Annotated in this window: 22 protein-coding genes; 5 read left to right on the forward strand and 17 right to left on the reverse strand. The window is 67.2% G+C overall.

The window, feature by feature from the left end; genetic code table 11:
• The first annotated feature begins 22 nt into the window (after positions 1–22).
• The 4 genes from FAB82_RS14880 (at position 23) to FAB82_RS14895 (ending at position 3,594) form a co-directional block, all read left to right on the forward strand.
• On the forward strand, positions 23–1,702 hold the full coding sequence (locus FAB82_RS14880; protein ID WP_211116611.1) for a sensor histidine kinase: 1,680 nt from the start codon (positions 23–25) through the stop codon (positions 1,700–1,702).
• Entirely contained in the window at positions 1,699–2,370 is a 672-nt protein-coding gene (locus FAB82_RS14885; RefSeq protein WP_136535324.1) for a response regulator, read from the forward strand. The genes FAB82_RS14880 and FAB82_RS14885 overlap by 4 nt, the downstream gene beginning before the upstream one ends.
• Before the next feature lie 65 nt (positions 2,371–2,435).
• Positions 2,436–3,035: a sugar O-acetyltransferase gene (locus FAB82_RS14890; RefSeq protein WP_136535325.1), complete on the forward strand. Its 600-nt coding sequence runs from the start codon at positions 2,436–2,438 to the stop codon at positions 3,033–3,035.
• Entirely contained in the window at positions 3,028–3,594 is a 567-nt protein-coding gene (locus FAB82_RS14895; RefSeq protein ID WP_136535326.1) for a TetR/AcrR family transcriptional regulator, read from the forward strand. The genes FAB82_RS14890 and FAB82_RS14895 overlap by 8 nt, the downstream gene beginning before the upstream one ends.
• A gap of 244 nt (positions 3,595–3,838) precedes the next feature.
• Here the strand turns inward: FAB82_RS14895 and FAB82_RS14900 are convergent, their stop codons facing one another.
• On the reverse strand, positions 3,839–4,945 hold the full coding sequence (locus FAB82_RS14900) for a glycoside hydrolase family 5 protein (protein ID WP_136535327.1): 1,107 nt from the start codon (positions 4,943–4,945) through the stop codon (positions 3,839–3,841).
• Here FAB82_RS14900 and FAB82_RS27545 point away from each other — a divergent pair.
• Positions 4,944–5,147: a hypothetical protein gene (locus FAB82_RS27545; protein WP_136535328.1), complete on the forward strand. Its 204-nt coding sequence runs from the start codon at positions 4,944–4,946 to the stop codon at positions 5,145–5,147. The two genes, FAB82_RS14900 and FAB82_RS27545, sit on opposite strands and share 2 nt — an antisense overlap.
• Positions 5,148–5,956: 809 nt before the next feature.
• On the opposite strand, the gene FAB82_RS14910 is transcribed toward FAB82_RS27545, so the two are convergent.
• The 16 genes from FAB82_RS14910 to FAB82_RS14985 form a co-directional block, all read right to left on the reverse strand.
• Positions 5,957–6,259, reverse strand: coding sequence for a hypothetical protein (locus tag FAB82_RS14910; protein WP_136535329.1), 303 nt, complete (start codon positions 6,257–6,259; stop codon positions 5,957–5,959).
• 68 nt (positions 6,260–6,327) lie between these two features.
• Positions 6,328–6,660, reverse strand: a complete 333-nt coding sequence (locus FAB82_RS14915; protein ID WP_136535330.1) for a hypothetical protein — start codon at positions 6,658–6,660, stop codon at positions 6,328–6,330.
• Positions 6,661–6,730: 70 nt separating this feature from the next.
• Positions 6,731–7,189, reverse strand: a complete 459-nt coding sequence (locus tag FAB82_RS14920) for a hypothetical protein (RefSeq protein WP_136535331.1) — start codon at positions 7,187–7,189, stop codon at positions 6,731–6,733.
• Between the two features lie 111 nt (positions 7,190–7,300).
• Entirely contained in the window at positions 7,301–7,651 is a 351-nt protein-coding gene (locus tag FAB82_RS14925) for a hypothetical protein (RefSeq protein WP_136535332.1), read from the reverse strand.
• Positions 7,652–7,692: 41 nt separating this feature from the next.
• A complete protein-coding gene (locus tag FAB82_RS14930; RefSeq protein ID WP_136535333.1) occupies positions 7,693–8,055 on the reverse strand; it encodes a hypothetical protein in 363 nt (120 codons plus the stop codon).
• Between the two features lie 24 nt (positions 8,056–8,079).
• Positions 8,080–8,310 (reverse strand): hypothetical protein, encoded by a 231-nt coding sequence (locus FAB82_RS14935; RefSeq protein ID WP_136535334.1) that lies wholly within the window; start codon positions 8,308–8,310, stop codon positions 8,080–8,082.
• On the reverse strand, positions 8,307–8,837 hold the full coding sequence (locus tag FAB82_RS14940; RefSeq protein WP_136535335.1) for a tellurite resistance TerB family protein: 531 nt from the start codon (positions 8,835–8,837) through the stop codon (positions 8,307–8,309). The genes FAB82_RS14935 and FAB82_RS14940 overlap by 4 nt, the downstream gene beginning before the upstream one ends.
• Before the next feature lie 2 nt (positions 8,838–8,839).
• Positions 8,840–9,022, reverse strand: a complete 183-nt coding sequence (locus tag FAB82_RS14945; RefSeq protein WP_136535336.1) for a hypothetical protein — start codon at positions 9,020–9,022, stop codon at positions 8,840–8,842.
• Positions 9,019–9,393 carry an RRQRL motif-containing zinc-binding protein gene (locus FAB82_RS14950; protein WP_136535337.1) on the reverse strand — a complete coding sequence of 125 codons (375 nt, stop codon included), beginning with the start codon at positions 9,391–9,393 and terminating at the stop codon, positions 9,019–9,021. The genes FAB82_RS14945 and FAB82_RS14950 overlap by 4 nt, the downstream gene beginning before the upstream one ends.
• On the reverse strand, positions 9,390–10,253 hold the full coding sequence (locus tag FAB82_RS14955; protein WP_136535338.1) for a DNA adenine methylase: 864 nt from the start codon (positions 10,251–10,253) through the stop codon (positions 9,390–9,392). Before FAB82_RS14955 ends, FAB82_RS14950 begins: the two co-directional genes overlap by 4 nt.
• Positions 10,243–11,391: a hypothetical protein gene (locus FAB82_RS14960; RefSeq protein ID WP_136535339.1), complete on the reverse strand. Its 1,149-nt coding sequence runs from the start codon at positions 11,389–11,391 to the stop codon at positions 10,243–10,245. Before FAB82_RS14960 ends, FAB82_RS14955 begins: the two co-directional genes overlap by 11 nt.
• Positions 11,392–11,428: 37 nt before the next feature.
• On the reverse strand, positions 11,429–12,793 hold the full coding sequence (gene dnaB, locus FAB82_RS14965; protein ID WP_136535340.1) for a replicative DNA helicase: 1,365 nt from the start codon (positions 12,791–12,793) through the stop codon (positions 11,429–11,431).
• A gap of 99 nt (positions 12,794–12,892) precedes the next feature.
• The gene (locus FAB82_RS14970) at positions 12,893–13,078 is read right to left on the reverse strand and encodes a hypothetical protein (protein WP_136535341.1); all 186 of its coding nucleotides are present in this window, start codon (positions 13,076–13,078) and stop codon (positions 12,893–12,895) included.
• A 31-nt stretch (positions 13,079–13,109) separates the two neighbouring features.
• Positions 13,110–13,592 carry a Pycsar system effector family protein gene (locus tag FAB82_RS14975; RefSeq protein WP_484103622.1) on the reverse strand — a complete coding sequence of 161 codons (483 nt, stop codon included), beginning with the start codon at positions 13,590–13,592 and terminating at the stop codon, positions 13,110–13,112.
• 112 nt (positions 13,593–13,704) lie between these two features.
• Positions 13,705–13,935 (reverse strand): hypothetical protein, encoded by a 231-nt coding sequence (locus FAB82_RS14980; protein WP_136535343.1) that lies wholly within the window; start codon positions 13,933–13,935, stop codon positions 13,705–13,707.
• A complete protein-coding gene (locus tag FAB82_RS14985; RefSeq protein ID WP_136535344.1) occupies positions 13,928–15,949 on the reverse strand; it encodes a hypothetical protein in 2,022 nt (673 codons plus the stop codon). The genes FAB82_RS14980 and FAB82_RS14985 overlap by 8 nt, the downstream gene beginning before the upstream one ends.
• Positions 15,950–15,963 lie beyond the last annotated feature (14 nt).

Below are 15,963 nucleotides of genomic sequence, written 5' to 3' on the forward strand. Positions count from 1 at the left end.
CGTAACGATCATTGAGTTCTTTGTGTTCAAGCTCCCGATCCCCGCCCGCCCGACCTTGGCCGGACAGCTGCTCGTCTTCCAGCTGACGGTCGTCCTCTGCGTGCTCGCCGTCGTCGCCGCCCTGTCGCTGGCGCAGTCGGAGGCGACGTTCAATGCCGAGCAGGGCCGCCGCGTCACCCAGCTCGCCGAGCGGCTCGCCTCGGACGACCTGGTGCGCGCCCGGATCATCGAGCCGGCCCCGTCGCAGACGCTGGCGCCGCTGGTGCAGAGCACCCTCACGCATTCCCAGGTCGCGTCGGTGACCATCGCGGATGCGGACGGGACCGTGCTGGTCTCGACCAATCCGCTGCTGGTCGGCACCGAGCTGCCGACTGGGGATCCCGGCGTGTTCGACGGGCGGGGCTGGCGCGGCGAGCTGGACGTCGGCCGCGGCCGGGAGCTGGTCGCGCAGGTCCCGGTCATGGGCGCCGGGGGCGCGGGCGGCACCGGGGGCGGCAATCTCGGCGAGGTCCTCGGGGTCGTCATGGTCGGCCAGGATTCGCAGACCGTCGGCGAGCGCCTGGTCGATGCCAGCCCCAACCTGCTGCTGTATCTCGGCGTCGCGAGCGTCCTCGGCTTGGGCGGCTCGTGGCTGCTGGCCCGCCGCATCAAGCGCGCGACCTTCGGGATGGAGCCGCGGGAGATCGCCGGGCTGGCCGAGCACCGCGAGGCGATGCTCTACGGGATCGCCGAGGGCGTGGTCGCTCTGGATTCCGCGGAGCAGATCACGCTCGTCAATGACGTGGGGCGGCGGCTGCTCGACCTGCCCGCCGACTCGGTCGGCCGGTCGCTGGACTCCCTCGATCTGTCCGGGCGGCTGCGCGATGTCCTCACCGGTGTCGTCACCGGCGCCGACCAGGTCGTGGTGCAGGCGGGCCGGGTCCTGGTGGTGAACCGAATGAGCGTCGAGAAGGACGGGCGCGACCTCGGCTCGGTCGCGACGCTGCGCGATCGCACCGAACTGGCGCAGCTCGAACGCGACCTCGGCGCCTTCCGCTCCACGGCCGAGGCCCTGCGCGCCCAGGCCCACGAGTTCGACAACAAGCTCCACACCATCTCCGGGCTCATCCAGATCGGCGAGCACGACGAGGTCGTCGCGTACGTCGAGGCCCTGGGCCGGCAACGTCGCGGGCTGGACGTTTCGATCGACGGCCCGATCCGCGACAAGGCCGTCGCGGCGCTGCTGGCCGCCAAGTCCGCCCAGGCCGCCGAGCGGCAGGTCCGGCTCGAGGTCGCTCCCGGTTCGGCGCTCGGACCGTTGGAGGCGACCGATTCGGCCGACGTCGGCACGGTCGTGGGCAACCTGGTCGACAACGCCTTCGACGCCGCCGCCGGGGGAGACGACGCCTGGGTGTCGGTGGAGATCCGCGAAACCGAAGGGGGCGTGGACATCACCGTCACCGACTCGGGTCCGGGGGTCCCGCCGGAGACCGCCCAGGAGGTCTTCGCGCACGGCTACACCACCAAGGCGGCCGCTTCGGGTGAGCGCGGCATCGGTCTTGCGCTCACGAAACTCGTGTGCGAGCATCACGGAGGCGAGGTCACGGTGGCCAACACCGCCGACGGCGCCCGCTTCTCAGCCCGGCTGCCCCTCGCCCCAGGGGCGCTCTCCGGGTTCGGTCCGCCCACCGAAGAATTGACCATCCACAAAGGAGTGCGATGATCGACGTGCTCGTAGTCGACGACGACTTCCGGGTGGTGAACATCCACGCCGGCTTCGTCGCCAAGGTCGACGGCTTCCGCGTCGTCGGCACCGCCGCGAGCGGCGCCGAGGCCCTCGAAGCCGTCGAGAGACACCGCCCCGACCTGGTACTGCTCGACCTGTACCTGCCCGACGCATTCGGACTCGACGTGCTGGCGCGGCTGCGCGCCGAGGGCCGCGAGTGCGACGTCATGATCATCTCGGCCGCCCGCGAGGCCGAGGCGGTGCGCGGTGCCGTCCGCTCCGGCGCCGTCTCCTACCTGCTGAAACCCTTCGGCTTCAACGACTTCCGCGAACGCCTGGAACAGTATGCGACGCGGCGCGCGGGCCTGGCCGCCGCGGCGGTGCACGACCAGGCCGACGTCGACCGGGCCTTCTCCCCGCCCGCGTCCGGACCCGCGGCGGCCCTGCCGCCCAAGGGGCTCAGCGCAGAGACGGTGCGGCTGGTCGAGACCGCGCTGCGCGAGACGAGCGGAACGCTGTCGGCCGCCGAATGCGCCGAACGCATCGGCGTCTCCCGCGTCTCGGCCCGCCGCTACCTCGAACACCTCACCGAATCCGGCAAGGCCGACGTGGGCCTCCGCTACGCCGGAAGAGGCCGTCCCGAACGCCGCTACCGCTGGCGCTGACCGGCCGAATCCGACCGCCCCGCCGGATGTGTACGACCGTACATTATCCGTGTACGATCGTACGCATGACTGAGGTGGACTACTTCGCGGGCGACGACCGCACCATGCGCGAACGGATGCTCGCCGGGGACCTGTACATCGCCGACGACCCCGACCTGGCGATTGCCGCCCAGCGCGCCCTGGAGTTGACCGACGCCTACCACCGGGCCGTCGTCGCCGGCGAGGACGGCGCCGGCGCGATCCTCGCGGAGCTGCTCGGCGGCCTCGGCGAGGGGTCGTTCGTCAAGCCGCCCTTGTTCGTCGATTACGGATCGCACATCACCATCGGCGCCCGGTCCTTCGTCAACTACAACCTCACCGCGCTCGACGTCGCCGCCATCGAGATCGGCGACGACTGCCTCATCGGCCCGAACGTACAGCTGCTGACGCCGACCCACCCGGTCGAACCGGGCCCGCGCCGCGACAAGCTCGAAGCCGCCCAGCCCATCACCATCCGCGACAACGTCTGGATCGGCGGCGGCGTCATTGTCTGCCCCGGCGTGACGATCGGCGAGAACTCGGTGATCGGCGCGGGGGCCGTCGTCACCCGCGACATCCCCGCGAACGTCGTAGCCGTCGGCAACCCGGCCCGTGTCGTCCGCGAGTTCGAGTCCGATCGTGACTGACCCGGGCCCGCGCACCAGACGCCAGGACCCCGAGCGGCGCGAACGGATCATCGCCGCCTGCCTGGACGTCATCGCCGAATCCGGGGTCGCGGGTACCTCGCACCGCCGGGTGGCCGCCGCCGCCGACGTCCCGCTGGGGTCGATGACCTACCACTTCTCGGGCATGGACGAACTCCTCCGCGAGGCCTTCGGCCGCTTCTCCGCCGCGATGGCCGGCTACTTCGAGCAGCGCATGGCGGAGGTCCGGGACCGGGACCAGGCGAAACTGGAGCTCGTGAGCCTCATCGCCGCGGGCGACTCCTACTCCCGGCGCGACCTCGTGATCACCCACGAGCTCTATACGCTCGCCGCCCGCGAACCGGCGTTCCGGGAGCTGACGAACGCCTGGATGGCCCGCAGCCGCACCGCCCTGGAGCGCCACTTCGACCCGGCCACGGCCCGCATGCTCGACGCCCTCATCGAGGGCCTCACCATCCACCGGGCCCTCGACACCGAACCGCAGGACCGAACGATCGTGACCGCGGCGATCGACCGAATCACCCAAGGCCCCACCGGCTAGGTGTGATGTCCAGGGAGGTTGGTCAGTCTGCTGACTGGTGGTCGGCCTCCGCGACCGGGTCCAGATCGTGGTGTTCGCCTACCGGCAGGGTTTGGTGACCTGACCCGCCTGATCTCCTGGCCTCGGCGCGATGGTGATCCGCCGCAATCAAAGGAGGGGGCGGCACCGCATCGCGGTGCCGCCCCCTCCCAAGGCCGCAGTGGTCGATGCCTATGCGGTCAGGTCTACCGGAAGGTTGACCGGGTCATACATCACCGAGGCCGCTCATGATGGCATCGACAATGCCGGACTGGGTCACTGCATTGGAGGATCGGTCGAACAGCCCGAACCCGTACTGACCGTTGACGCCATTGTCCCAGTAGATGGTGGAGGCCCCATACTTCTTGGCGGTGGCCACCATGGTGCGCGCGAAGTCCGCACGGTACTGACTATTCGCCGAGTCGTTCGATGACTTGTCGACCGAGCCGTACTCGCCGACGACGACCGGGTACCCCTTGGTAACGAAGGCGTCGTAGGTCAGCTTCAGCTGCGCGTCCATGTAGTCCTCCTGCCCCCAGGTGGACGTTTTCGACGGATCGGTCGCGCCCGGACCCCATTGGGTGATGGTGCCGTTCTCCTCCCCAGCGAAGTCCCACGGAGCGTAGTAGTGCACCGAGATCATGATCCGCTGCTCGTCGCTGGGAATATCGGGGGATCGGTGGTCGTCGGTCGGAATCTCGAAGCCGTAGTCCCCCGTGGTGTAGTCGATGTTCGTGTTCCAGCCGGGGACGAGCAGCCACCGCGAACCGTTGTTCCCGCCGGCTTGTCTCACGGTGTCGACGAAGATCTGGTTGTAGCTGTTGATGTTCGAATAGCACGGCTGAGTGGGCTCGCCGAACTGCCCGTCGAACTCCTCGTTCATGGACTCCAGGATCAGGCGCTCGTCGTAATCCTGGAACCTGGTGGCGATCTGCTCCCATGCTCTCTGATACTTGGCCACGATCGTCGTCTGATCGGACGCGTCACAGATCAGCCAGGAACCGTCGACGGTCTTGTAGCCGTCGCCGTGCATGTTGATCACCACATACATGCCCCGGTCGTAGGCGTAGTCGACGACTTCCTGCACTCGGTTCAGCCAGGCGGCGTCGATCGCGTAGTCCGGTCCGGACCCGATGGAATTCAAATAGGACACCGGGATCCGGATCGTGTCGAACCCTGCCGCCTGCACGCTGTCGATCAGCGCCTGGGTGACGGTCGGGTTGCCCCAGGCGGTTTCGCTCGGGACCCCGTTGGCGTTGGCTTCCAGGCTGTTGCCGAGATTCCAGCCGGCGCCCATGTCGGCGGCGATCTGCGATGCGTCCAGCTGCGTCATGGTGTCGGCCGACGCCTGGGTCGTCCAGATGCTGGTGACCGATACGCCAACCGCCAAGATCACGGCGGCGAACGCGGCCCTGAACCTTCCCTTTCTTGAACCCACGAGCAATTTCCCTTCCTCGTCTTCCCTGTTGATAGTGACGTTCGAAGAACCTGTCGACGCCGGTGTTCCAGCGGACCTGGCCGTCGCGAAGGGCTGACGACTGGACCACCGTCTCTCGAGGTGCATCTCAGCCAGAAGTGGACTTCCGGATGAGATGTTTGTTGGATCAACTAGTGAAACTATGATCCATCAGAATAGTTGCAAATGTCAATGTTTTCGTTGAATTGCGGGGGATCGTGTCCCATCCCGATGCCGTCGCGTCAGACGCACCGTGGTGGTGAACAGGCAAAACGCCCCCGGTTCCGATCATCTGATCGGAACCGGGGGCGTTTTGCCTGTTCAGGCACCAGCCCGAAGGCCGATGCCGCTAACGATATTCACATGGCCCTGAGTTCAAGGCCAGGCCATATAGTGGAGCCAAGGGGAATCGAACCCCTAACCTCCGCCTTGCAAAGGCGCCATAGGCGGGATACCCCGGTCCCTAGCTGCGCGTTTAGCCTTCGCATTCCAGCACAAGAGTGGTTCCACGTCGGCGTGTCGCGACGATTCGCACCACAGTTGGTACCACGAGGGACTCACGGTGGTCCGCCTTGCTCGTTCAGTTCCGACCAGTGTCAACCCAGATCTGACTACAGGCAGTAATGGGAGATTGCGGAGGACCTGTGGCGGGGCATGATACGCCCGACCTGCATGGACGCCGCTATTTAGATTCTCCCGCGCCCGGCACGCGATGCATGACGCAACCAAGGGCCAGATGGAGTTCGGCGCTCCTGGCGCCGTCTACAGGTCCTATTTTTGAGGCGGTAGGCCGGATTGTATTGGGGCGTAGCCAGGTTCGGAAACGAAAGAGCCCGGAAGGGTCGCTTCCGGGCTCTTTTCGTGGCAAGGAGCGCGTGGCGGAGTGCGCTAGCCGATATCAGGGAGGGTGATGCCGATGGCGGCGAAGGCGGCGCGGATCTCGCGCCATCGCCGCAGCTCGGTCGAGTCGGTGGCCACTTGGGCCGGGACTCGGTCTTCGAGCGCTTCGCGCAGCCAAGCCCAGCCGGCGTCGGTAATGGCGCAGGTGTAGCCGGATTGGGTCGCGTACCCGCGCTTGACCAGGCGGTCGGCGTTGCGGTCGTGGACGACGGTGATGCCTCGGTCGTCGGCCTCGGCGAGTTCGAGCAGGAGTTCGCGTTGCCCGTTGGGAAGGAAGTCTTCGAGACGCATGCAGGTCCTCTCGGTTCGGGTGAAGCATGTCTGCCGCTGCGAACTTGTCGCGGCGGCAGACACGCAGGTCAGCATTCGATGAGTTCGACGAGCTGGTAGAGGATCCGACGCTTGTTCTGCTCTGCGGTTCGAGCCGTCTCACCGAGTTGGCCCCACTTGCTCGGCGGCAGTGGGCGCATGGCTTCGTTGGCCTCGACGTAGGTACGACCCAGGGCCTTGATGAGGTCGAGTTTGGCCTCGACCTCGGCGCGGATCGACCGGTCGACCGCTGCGGAGATGGCTTGGCGAAGGCCCGAGAATTCGCGCTTGAGCGCGGCGGCGTCGCGGTAGCCCTCGTTCTCGGAGACGACGGTTTTCTCGGCGAGCTCGGCGTAGTCGAAGAGCTGGTCACGCAGGTCCATGTGATGGCCTATCTGGTCGGAGGACAGCGGCGGGGCCGGACGCCGATGCGTCCCGACCCCGTGAGGCGGATTACTGGTGGAGTTCGAGTTTTCCGACTAGGTTGAAGCCTGTACGTGATGTTCGTTTAGCCCATTGGCTCATCAGGGAGCGGACGGCGTCGCCGTCGAGCCGGGGTTTGATGCCGATGGCGTTGTTCTCGTACAAGTCGGAGGCGTGGCCGCTCATGGTGCGCTTGCGGAAGTGAACGGTGCCGGTACCGAGGACGACTTCGCTGCCGAGCGGCGGGGTGCCGGCGCCTCGGCGGATAGCGTGGTCGACTTCGTTTTGCTTGCGCGGTTCACGGTTGACAACGGCGACGAGGGTGCCTCGTTGGCCGGCGAGGTCGGCGGGGAACTCGACGTCGTCGCCATAGATGTTGCCGCGGTGGAAGAGGGTGACGATGTCGTCCCAGCGGTAGGCGTCGGGGTCGCGGCGGCGGGCGGGGAGGTCGACTTCGAGGAAGCCCTCTCCGAGCACGGTGGTGGTCATGGGTGCCTTTCGGTTGGTGGCGGGATACGGAACGGCCCGACCGAGCTTTGTACTCGGTCGGGCCGTCGAATGTTGGTGTGGGAATTCGGCGCTGGGGTGCCGTGACAGGGTTTACTGGTGGCCGATGTGGCCGGAGACTTCGACGATCAGGCGTTCGATCTCGGTTTCCTGGAGGTCGGCTTCAGCCTTGTATCGCATCTTGTCGGCGTTCCTGCGTGCGTTCCAGGCGTCCCAGCGGTACTGCTCGATGATGCCGGCGAATTCAACGATGGCGTCCAGGTTCGCGATGGCGGCCTTGTGGTCGCGGGCGGGCAGGATTTCGAGGACGTCGGCTCGGGCCTGGTCGAGTCGTGGTCGTTCTTCGGCGGCGTAGGAGTTGTTCCCTTGCAAGACGGACTTGGCGACGACCTTGGCCTGCTGGGCAAACCATTCGAGTCGGTAGCGCAGTTTGCGGCGGTCCATTGGTGCTCCTTCTGGATGTCGTCGTGATCGTGAGAGACAGATCAGCGGTTGGTGCCGTACAAGGCCCTTCCGATCGAGTAGCGCTGGGAATCGGAGGCGACGGCGGCAATTACCTTCTCGGAGTCGATGGGGTCGGGGAGCTTCTTGTAGTGGTCGCCGCCGAGCCGGTCAGCCAACCCTTTGACGTCGGCGTCGAGCTGACGGGACTTGTCCCACTGGTAGTGGCTGCCGGGCGGTGCGTTCAAGACTCGGGAGGTTAGGTCGATGATGCGGACCAGGTCGTCGACGAGTCGCGCTTCGGAGTTGTTGAGCGCCATGAGAGAGCCTTTCTGGATGCGGTGGATACGGTTCGGCCCGGCCGAGCGGTCGTGCTCGGCCGGGCCGTGGGTGTGCGAGGTCGGCATGCGTTTCGATTCGAGCGGCGGGTCCTATTTGCCTCGCAGTTTCAGGCATCGAAAGCACGACACCTCGGGCTTGACCTGGTACGTCTTGCTGCCGTAGACGTAGGCGCGGGTGGGCATCGGCTTCCATTGCTGGCCGCGGGTGCCGCAGATCGGTTGGAGCGCACCGTTCTTGACGGCGCCGAAGTGGTTGATGTTGCTGAACGTGGTGCTGATGATCGGCACCTCCTGAGCGGCGTCTCGGCTTGCGGTGCTCACTGGTGATTACCTCCGAGGCCGGGGAACCGTTTGATCAGCTCACTGATGTCGGCGGCGATGCCGAGCCTGTGGGCCATCTCGTTGACCATCCGGGCCGACTCGTCGGCGCGGCCGTCGGCGAGGGCAACCTGGGCGGCATAGACGGTCTCGATCATCTCCAGCAGCCGGTCCGGATCCAGAGCAGCGATAGCCGGGAAGTCGGCGAGGTCTGGAACCCCCGCGTCGGTGGGCGTTGCTGCGGCGGGCGGGTAGGGGCCGGCCTTTCGCTGGCGCGGAATCGGAGTGCCGCTGGGCGGGCGCGGGGCCTGGCGGTGGACGACGCCGGTGACGGAGACGCCTGCGGGCAGGTGGCCCATCTTCTGATGCAGCGAGTAGGAGCCGCCCTCGCAGTGCTCGACGTTGACGATGCCGTGCTTGTCGCAGCGGAGCGTGACGCCTTCGACGGTGGCCTGCGAGTTCGGAGCCATGGTGAGAGTGGTGGCATGGTCGATGGTGACCTGGCGGTTGTTGATCTCGATGTGGGGCACGGTCAGCGCTCCTCAGCGTTGGTGGGGTGCTTGCAGGTGCGGTTGAGCAGGGCCAAGGCGTCGGCGACGGTGCGTTCGAACTCCTCACTGGTCTCGCGGTCGCCCTCGAACAGTTCGGCGCACTCGTCGGTGGCGATGCAGATCGCGGGAGGGCGGGCCTTGGTGGTGCAGCCTGCGGTGGTCACAGCGGGTCTCCTTCGGTGTCGGTGCGTTCGTGGCAGTTGAGGCATTCGCCGAGGCTGCGTGGGATGTAGTGGCCGTATTCGGTGCCGCAGGTCGGGCACGTCGAGTTCGCCACCCATGCCTTCGAGAGCGCGGCAAGTTGCGCGTCGGTCGGGGGCCGTTTCGGACGGGCCAGGTCCTCGCGGAAGAGGTAGGCCACTCGTTTGCCACGCCGCCACAGGATCTGCGCGGCGATCGGCTGGCGGCCGGGGGTCAGGCCCTTCGCCGCGAGCTGGCGGCGGGTGCACAGGCCGCTCGGCGCGAATCGGTAGTTGAAGGTCGGGATCCCGAACCGGTCTCCGGTCGGGTCGTCGTATTTGGCGAGGTAGCTCATCGGCCGGCGTCCTTGGGTTGCAGGTCGAACAGGGTCGGTTGGGCGGTGAGGTCGCGGTTGGACCAGATGACCTCGGTGCGCTCGTGCCAGGTGCCGCCCTGGCTGGTCCCCGAGGCGATCGCGACGCGGTGCCAGCCGGGGTACAGCTCCCGGTACAGCTCGGAGTCGTAGCCCGACAGGACGACGGCGGCGCGGCAGGTGTGCAGGGCTTCGGCGAGGGCCTGGTGGTCGGTCTCGGTACGCATCTCGTGCCGGTAGTTGCGGGCCCGGGTCGAGCCGAGGTAGGGCGGGTCGACGTACAGCAGCACGCCCGAATGGCGGCCGTAGGCGGCGATGACCTCGAGCGCGGGCCGAGCTTCAAGGGAGACGCCCCGGAGCCTGGCGGCTGCGGCGGGCATGCGGGAGCGGTAGGCGTCCAAGTAGGCCGGCATACCGATCGATGAGCCGTTGGGGTCTTGGTGGTGGCGCCATCCCACGGCCCGCTGGGTTCCGGTGCGGGACTGGGTCAGTCGGACCCACACCCGCCGGGCGACCTCGACCTCGCAGGCGTCGACTCCGGCGGGTGCGCAGGCGGCGGCGTATTCGGCCCGCGAGTGCGGGGTGAGCGCGACCGCCCGCTCGAAGTCGTCGGGGCGGTCGCGCACGATGCGCCAGAACGTCATCAGGTCGCCGTCGAGGTCGTTGACGGTTTCCATGCGCGCCTTCGGCTTCGTCAACAGGACCGCGAGTGAACCGGCGTAGGGCTCGACGTAGTGCTGATGCGGGACGCGGGAGAGCAGTTCGACGATCGGCTCGGCCAGGCGCTGCTTGCCGCCGTAGTACGGCACCGGTGGCTTGACCGCGGTGTCGTTAGGCGGCATCGGATCTCGCCCCCGCCGGCAGCAGGCCGTGCAGCAACCGGCCGGCCTCGACCGGACCGGCGGTGGTGCGGCGGCCTGAGCGGGCCTGTGTCGCACCCGGATCGCGGTACCCCGACCCGTGCTGCCGGATCGGGGTGTTGGGCGCGGAGACGGCCCGTGGGGCCGCCTGGTGGATGCGGTTCTCGCGGGGCCGAGGGCACCGAAGGCACGTGTCCGGGTCGGCCGGGTCCGGGTCGAAGTCGTGGGCGTCGTCGCCCAGCGGCGGCAGATCCGGTTGCGGCGCAGACACTTCGGTAGGCGGATCGGCGGGCAGCTCAGCAAGGCGGTGCTTGTAAAGTCCCGCGTGGCTGCGGACCTCGGCAAGGTCGGTGGTCAGCTCCGTCGTCAAAGACTCCGCAGACCATCCCGTGTTCAAACGAGCGGCGACGGCAGCGGTGAGGCGGTGGCGTTGACCGCCAGTGAGGTTGCCGGGCAGGGTGGCGACGAGGGCGACAGCCGCTTTTCGGATTTCGTCGTTTCCCTCCGCCTCCTCCGGTCGGGCCACTGCGGCGATTGAAGCCGCCGACGGCCCGGAGGGGGTAGGGGGAGGGGGTTCTTTATATATGTTCTTTCTTTGTTGCGGATTAGCCAACGTTGGCAAAGCCGTCTTAAGTACCCGACCTGCGGATACACCCTGTTTCCCCTGATCAGCAACTTCGGACGGATTTTCCGTCGGAAGTGCCTGCGGGGCCTCGAATCCGAGGTGTTCGCGCTGCTCAACACCCAAGGACGGATTTTCCGTCGATGGCTCGGCCCGCTTCGCTGCTCGGAGTGCGGCCACGACCGGGTCGGCAGTGGCGCGGAGGGCTAGTTTCGCGCCGCGAATCTTCCCTTCTGCGTCTCGGATCTTGGACCGCTTGAGGTACCCGGCTTTCTCTAGTCGCCGGAGGATCACGCGGACCTTGTCGCGCCCAGCGGGTGAGGCGTTGACGATGAAGGATTCGGTGAACTGGAAGCCAGGCTGGTGGCTGCGCAGCCACGTAAGCAAGCCCAAGTCTTCCCAGTGCAAGCTGGCGCGGCACCATTCCAGGGGGGTGCGGACGTACGGGTCGTCGTACGGCTCGACCTCGAAGAAGTCGACTTCGAAACTGCTTGCCATGTGGGGTCACTCCTTTCGATGGGCCGTCCCTGGATATTCAGGCGAGGGAGACGATGCGGGCTTTGTGGAGTTGGGCGGCGGCGGTGACGGTGCCGCACTGTCCGGAGCGGTGTTTGGCGATGATGATGTCGATCTCGCCCTTGCGGGGTGTGTCAGGCGTGTAGTAGTCCTCGCGGTGGAGCATGAGGACGACGTCGCTGTCCTGTTCGATCGCGCCGGACTCGCGCAGGTCTGAGAGCATCGGGCGTTTGTCCTGTCGCCCTTCGACATTGCGGTTGAGCTGGGCGAGGGCGACGATCGGGCAGCCCAGATCCTTGGCCAGTAGTTTCAGGCCGCGGCTGATCTCGGCGATGTCCCGTTCGCGGGAATCGCCCCGACTGCCTGAGGGCATCAGCTGCAGGTAGTCGACGACGACCAGGCCGAGCCCGCCGACGGCCCGATGCTGGGCGTCCAAGCGCCGTGCACGCGAACGCAGCCGGGTGATGGTGGTGTCGGTGGCCGCGTCGATGAACAACGGCGCGTCGGCGAGCTTCGCCGCGCCAGAGACGGTGCGGGCGATCTGGTCGTCGGGGATGCGCGCGGTGCCGGTGAACCAGGCGAGGTTCCCGCCGACTTCGGCGCACACCAGACGCGCGGCGAGCTCTTCGCCGCTCATCTCCAACGAGCAGAACAAAGTCGGCACGTTCAGATGGAGCGCGGCGTGGCGGGCGAGGTCGCCGCCGAAGACGCTCTTGCCCCCTCCGGGCCGGGCGGCGATCACGATCAACTGGCCCGGACGCATGCCGCCGAGGGATCTGTCGAGGTCGGCCAGTCCGGTAGACAGCCCGACCTCGGTCTCGTCGGCTTCGAGGCCGTCGATCACACCGGTCAGGTAGTCGGCCAACGGGGTCGGCCCGGCGGTCGTCTCGGTGTCGACGGCGTCCAGGAACGTCTTCTCAGCCAGGACCAGGAGCTCGTCGAGATCGCGGCCGCCGTCGTTGTAGCCGATCTGGGAGACGTAGGTGCCGGCGGCGATCACTCGCCGCTGGATGGCCTTGTCGCGCACGATCCGCGCGTAGTATCCCGCGTTCGCCGCCGTCGGGACGGACTCGAGCAGCTCGTGGAGGTAGAGGCCGCCGCCGATCCTCACCAGTTGCCCGGTGTCGTTGAGCGCGGCGGCGATGGTGACCGCGTCGGCCGGCTCGGAGCGGGAGAACTGCGAGCAGATCGCTTCGAAGACGGCTGTGTGCGCGGGCTTGTAGAAGTCGTCGGGGCGCAATAGCTCGACGACGTCGGCGATGGCGTCGGAGCTCATGAGCATGCCGCCCAGGACCGAACGTTCGGCCATCACATCGTGGGGCGGGGTCCGGTCGAAGACGCGCGCTTCGGGCTGTTCTTGGGCAGCAGTGGTCGCCACTGTCATACTGTGTGGGCCTTTCTGATCAGCAGATGGTTGGGAAGCGGGCCCGGCGCGCACCGCCAAGTACTGCGCCGGGCCGTTGTCGTATTCGGGCAGGTGGCCTCAGGACTCGAGCTTGAAGATCCCCATGATGGAGAGGTTGGCCAGGCGTTTTTGGTCGCGAATCAGGTGGGCGACCGAATCAATCGCGTTCTCGGAGTTGAGCGGGTGGCGGGTGGCAACGGTCGTTCTCCCGTAGGAGGTCGGTGACTCGTCGATGTTGAGGAAGTTGACGTAGTTCCAGTGCATACTTTCTTTTTTCTTGATGTGAGCGGGCGGTTTAGTTCAGGACCGCGAGGATGACGGTGGCGGTCCCGAGTGCGAGCGCGCCACCGGTCATGCGGAGCGCCCATTTCAGGCGCCGCCACTTGGCGGCGACGATGCGCGCCAGATGGTTGTGTTCAGCGGCGAGTGCGGTCAGCCGCCATTTGGGGGCGGTGGCTTTGCGCCGGGCGGTGGTGAGTGTGGCTTCGACGTCTCCGATGCCGAGTTGGCCCGGCGGTTGGGGCCAGACCACGCCTCCGAGGATCGCGATAGCCGCCAATGAAAATCCAGCGGCTGGCCAGGCGGTGATGGCGGCGATGGCTGGCAAGTGGGCGAACACGCCGGTGGCGACTGCGCCGACAATGCTGGGAATCAGGACGCTGCCGAGCAATTGCGCCTTGCTATCGGCCGCGCGAGTGTGCTCGCGCAGTGCCACGATCGTTTCCTTCAAATCGTGTTCGACAGCCTGGTCGATCGGATTGGGAGGAGGACTGGTCAAGGCGGAACCCCTTCAACGCTCATATGGTGGATCTGTGGTTGGACCGGTGTGGACCATGCAGGCAGCGCACCAGGCCTTCTCATTTCGGTGGAGCGGATGACGATCGGGCCGGTCAGCGGCCGGTATCGGTCGGGGTGTCGTTGGCGGCTGGGAGGTCGAGTTGCTTGATGGCCTTATTGGTGTAGCGGGCGGCGCGGCGCATGACACCGCGTTGGATCGGCGTGGGCTTGTTGCCCGCCCACAAGGGGTACTTGGCGGTGAGGACGCGGGCGGCCTCTTCGAGATGGAATTTCGCCCGGTTGCGGGTCTCGGTGAAGTCCGGTGCGATCGGGTCGTCAGGCATGGGGCCCTTCCTGGTCGTGGTGGACGGGGACGGCCTCGTAGCGGCCGTGCCCGACTTTGCGGATGAGCGCGGGAACGGTGGTGAGCGTCTTGAGGATGTTGTGGACCTGGCGTTCGGACAATCCGGTCGCCTCTTGCAACTTGACGGGCTGGTCGGCGCCGTCGCGGATGAGCGCGAGGACCTTCCGAGCGGTGTCGGTGAGGTTCGCTTCGGCCTCGACGGCCGGGTCGAACTGAGCCCAGGTGGGGAAGGCGATGACCTGCCCGTAGTGCTCGCCGTCGTTCCCGGCAGTTGAAGCGTTCGTGTCTTTGTCGTCGTGTTCAACCGGCGCGATGCCGGCGCGCGCCGATGCCACGAGCGCGCGCATCTGGTCGAGTCGTTCGGTGTCGCTCTGGTGTCGGCCGGCGTAGGCCGGTCCGGCCTGGGTCGCCGAACCCATGTCGAGCCGGGCGCGCTGTGAGAGCGGGATCTGGTCGAACCAGTCCGTGGACGCGCCGGGGTCGTCGCCGAGGTGGTAGGCGCGGAACGGGGCCGAACGTCCGATGGAGCGGCCGTCGCCGCCGACCGGCGCCGACCGGTAGCCATAGCCGGGGACGTCGGGCAACAGGGTCGGGTCGATGCCGTCGGCCACGCCGCCGACGAGGTCCTTGGTGTTGCTCGACGTGGTCTTGAGCATGATCAGGTTCGAGGAGACGATGTTGTTGCGCAGCGCCTCATCACCGAAGGTGCCCAGGTCGAGCTGCTGGTCGCCACCGAGGGGCTGGACACCGACCTTGCGGCCCCGGCGGGCTAGGTCGAGCAGAGCCTCACGGATCTCCTTGTCCTTGCAGGCGGTGGAGAACTCGTCGATGACGATCATCAGCGCCGGACGCTGGGGGGAGGGAGTGAACCCGTCCCAGCCTTCAACGCTGTTCTCGGCCTTCCGGAACTTCATGACACGCTGCGCGGTGCGAAGCATCGTCTTGATCGCTTCCATGCCGCGGGCGCACCAGTCGGCGTTGGCCGCCATGGCCGTGGAGGAGGCGCCATCTTCGGGGTCGCCGTACCAGACCACGGTGCGGCCGTCGGCGATCAGGGAGTGGCAGATGATGTCGATGATGCGGGACTTGCCCGATCCCTTCTGGCCGACGACGAACCCGCCGTGGAAGGTGTTCGGTTCGAACACCCGCCAGTTCGCAGTGCCCGCGCCGTCGGTGTGGGGGCCGAGGCGGATCTGCTCGATCGCCCTGTCGAATGTGGGCCCGGTGTAGGGGACGGTCGTGCCGATCGGGCGGCCGGTGACCACGGTCAAACGCCCCAGAGAGGCGTCTTCGAAGTCGGGGTGGTCTTCGACGATGAGCTTGGGTGCCAGGGTGTTCAGCCCGGTGGCGATCTTGGGGAGGGCGTTGACCGCTTCGGTGAGCGTCTGGGCGCCAGGCACCAGCTGGAGCCGGAACACGATGGTGTGTTCGGTCTCGAACTCCCAGCTCAGGATCGTGCCGGCCAGGACGCCGCCGGACTTGGCCAGGCGCTCGGTCCACTTGACAACCAACTGCTCAGCTGAGCCAAGCTCAGGTTCGGGTTCGATGATCTCGCCTTCGAGGACCTCGGTGACGGGCAAGGCGTTCGGGTCGGGGTTGGCCAGGCGCCGCGGGGCCCACCAGGGCCATGAGACCGGGAGCCAGAGGGTGGCGCCGATGGCGGCGGCGGTCAGGGACGGGCCGGCCACTACCCACACCAGCGACCACCCGCACGCCAGGGCGATGGCGGCTGAGGCGGCGAGGACGCGGGAGCGGGGCCAGGTGCGAGCTTTCGCGGCGATCGCGACGGCGACGGCGGCAACGGCCGTGGTGGCAACGGTCGCGGCGATGACCAGACCGAGCAGATCGGCGAAGGCGGCCAGGACCCAACCGAGAGTGGCTGCGGCGCAGGCCAAGCCGGCCAGCAGGTGCGGCAGTGCCTGAGCGCGGATCGGGCCGGCCTCGGATTCGGCGGTGACGAAGCGCCCCTTGTCGTCGCGGCTGATCGCCGTCATGGTCGTCTGCTCCT

It is taken from the genome of Glycomyces buryatensis, assembly GCF_004912275.1.
Classification (GTDB): domain Bacteria; phylum Actinomycetota; class Actinomycetes; order Mycobacteriales; family Micromonosporaceae; genus Glycomyces; species Glycomyces buryatensis.

Excerpts from the sequence above, each read along its gene's own strand:
- FAB82_RS14885 (WP_136535324.1), top strand. The coding sequence starts at position 1,699 with ATGATCGACGTGCTCGTAGTCGACGACGACTTCCGGGTGGTGAACATC.
- FAB82_RS14890 (WP_136535325.1), top strand. The coding sequence starts at position 2,436 with ATGACTGAGGTGGACTACTTCGCGGGCGACGACCGCACCATGCGCGAA.
- FAB82_RS27545 (WP_136535328.1), top strand. The coding sequence starts at position 4,944 with ATGGTGTCGGCCGACGCCTGGGTCGTCCAGATGCTGGTGACCGATACG.
- FAB82_RS14900 (WP_136535327.1), bottom strand. The coding sequence starts at position 4,945 with ATGACGCAGCTGGACGCATCGCAGATCGCCGCCGACATGGGCGCCGGC.
- FAB82_RS14910 (WP_136535329.1), bottom strand. The coding sequence starts at position 6,259 with ATGCGTCTCGAAGACTTCCTTCCCAACGGGCAACGCGAACTCCTGCTC.
- FAB82_RS14915 (WP_136535330.1), bottom strand. The coding sequence starts at position 6,660 with ATGGACCTGCGTGACCAGCTCTTCGACTACGCCGAGCTCGCCGAGAAA.
- FAB82_RS14920 (WP_136535331.1), bottom strand. The coding sequence starts at position 7,189 with ATGACCACCACCGTGCTCGGAGAGGGCTTCCTCGAAGTCGACCTCCCC.
- FAB82_RS14925 (WP_136535332.1), bottom strand. The coding sequence starts at position 7,651 with ATGGACCGCCGCAAACTGCGCTACCGACTCGAATGGTTTGCCCAGCAG.
- FAB82_RS14930 (WP_136535333.1), bottom strand. The coding sequence starts at position 8,055 with ATGCCGACCTCGCACACCCACGGCCCGGCCGAGCACGACCGCTCGGCC.
- FAB82_RS14950 (WP_136535337.1), bottom strand. The coding sequence starts at position 9,393 with ATGAGCTACCTCGCCAAATACGACGACCCGACCGGAGACCGGTTCGGG.
- FAB82_RS14955 (WP_136535338.1), bottom strand. The coding sequence starts at position 10,253 with ATGCCGCCTAACGACACCGCGGTCAAGCCACCGGTGCCGTACTACGGC.
- FAB82_RS14960 (WP_136535339.1), bottom strand. The coding sequence starts at position 11,391 with ATGGCAAGCAGTTTCGAAGTCGACTTCTTCGAGGTCGAGCCGTACGAC.
- dnaB (WP_136535340.1), bottom strand. The coding sequence starts at position 12,793 with ATGACAGTGGCGACCACTGCTGCCCAAGAACAGCCCGAAGCGCGCGTC.
- FAB82_RS14970 (WP_136535341.1), bottom strand. The coding sequence starts at position 13,078 with ATGCACTGGAACTACGTCAACTTCCTCAACATCGACGAGTCACCGACC.
- FAB82_RS14980 (WP_136535343.1), bottom strand. The coding sequence starts at position 13,935 with ATGCCTGACGACCCGATCGCACCGGACTTCACCGAGACCCGCAACCGG.
- FAB82_RS14985 (WP_136535344.1), bottom strand. The coding sequence starts at position 15,949 with ATGACGGCGATCAGCCGCGACGACAAGGGGCGCTTCGTCACCGCCGAA.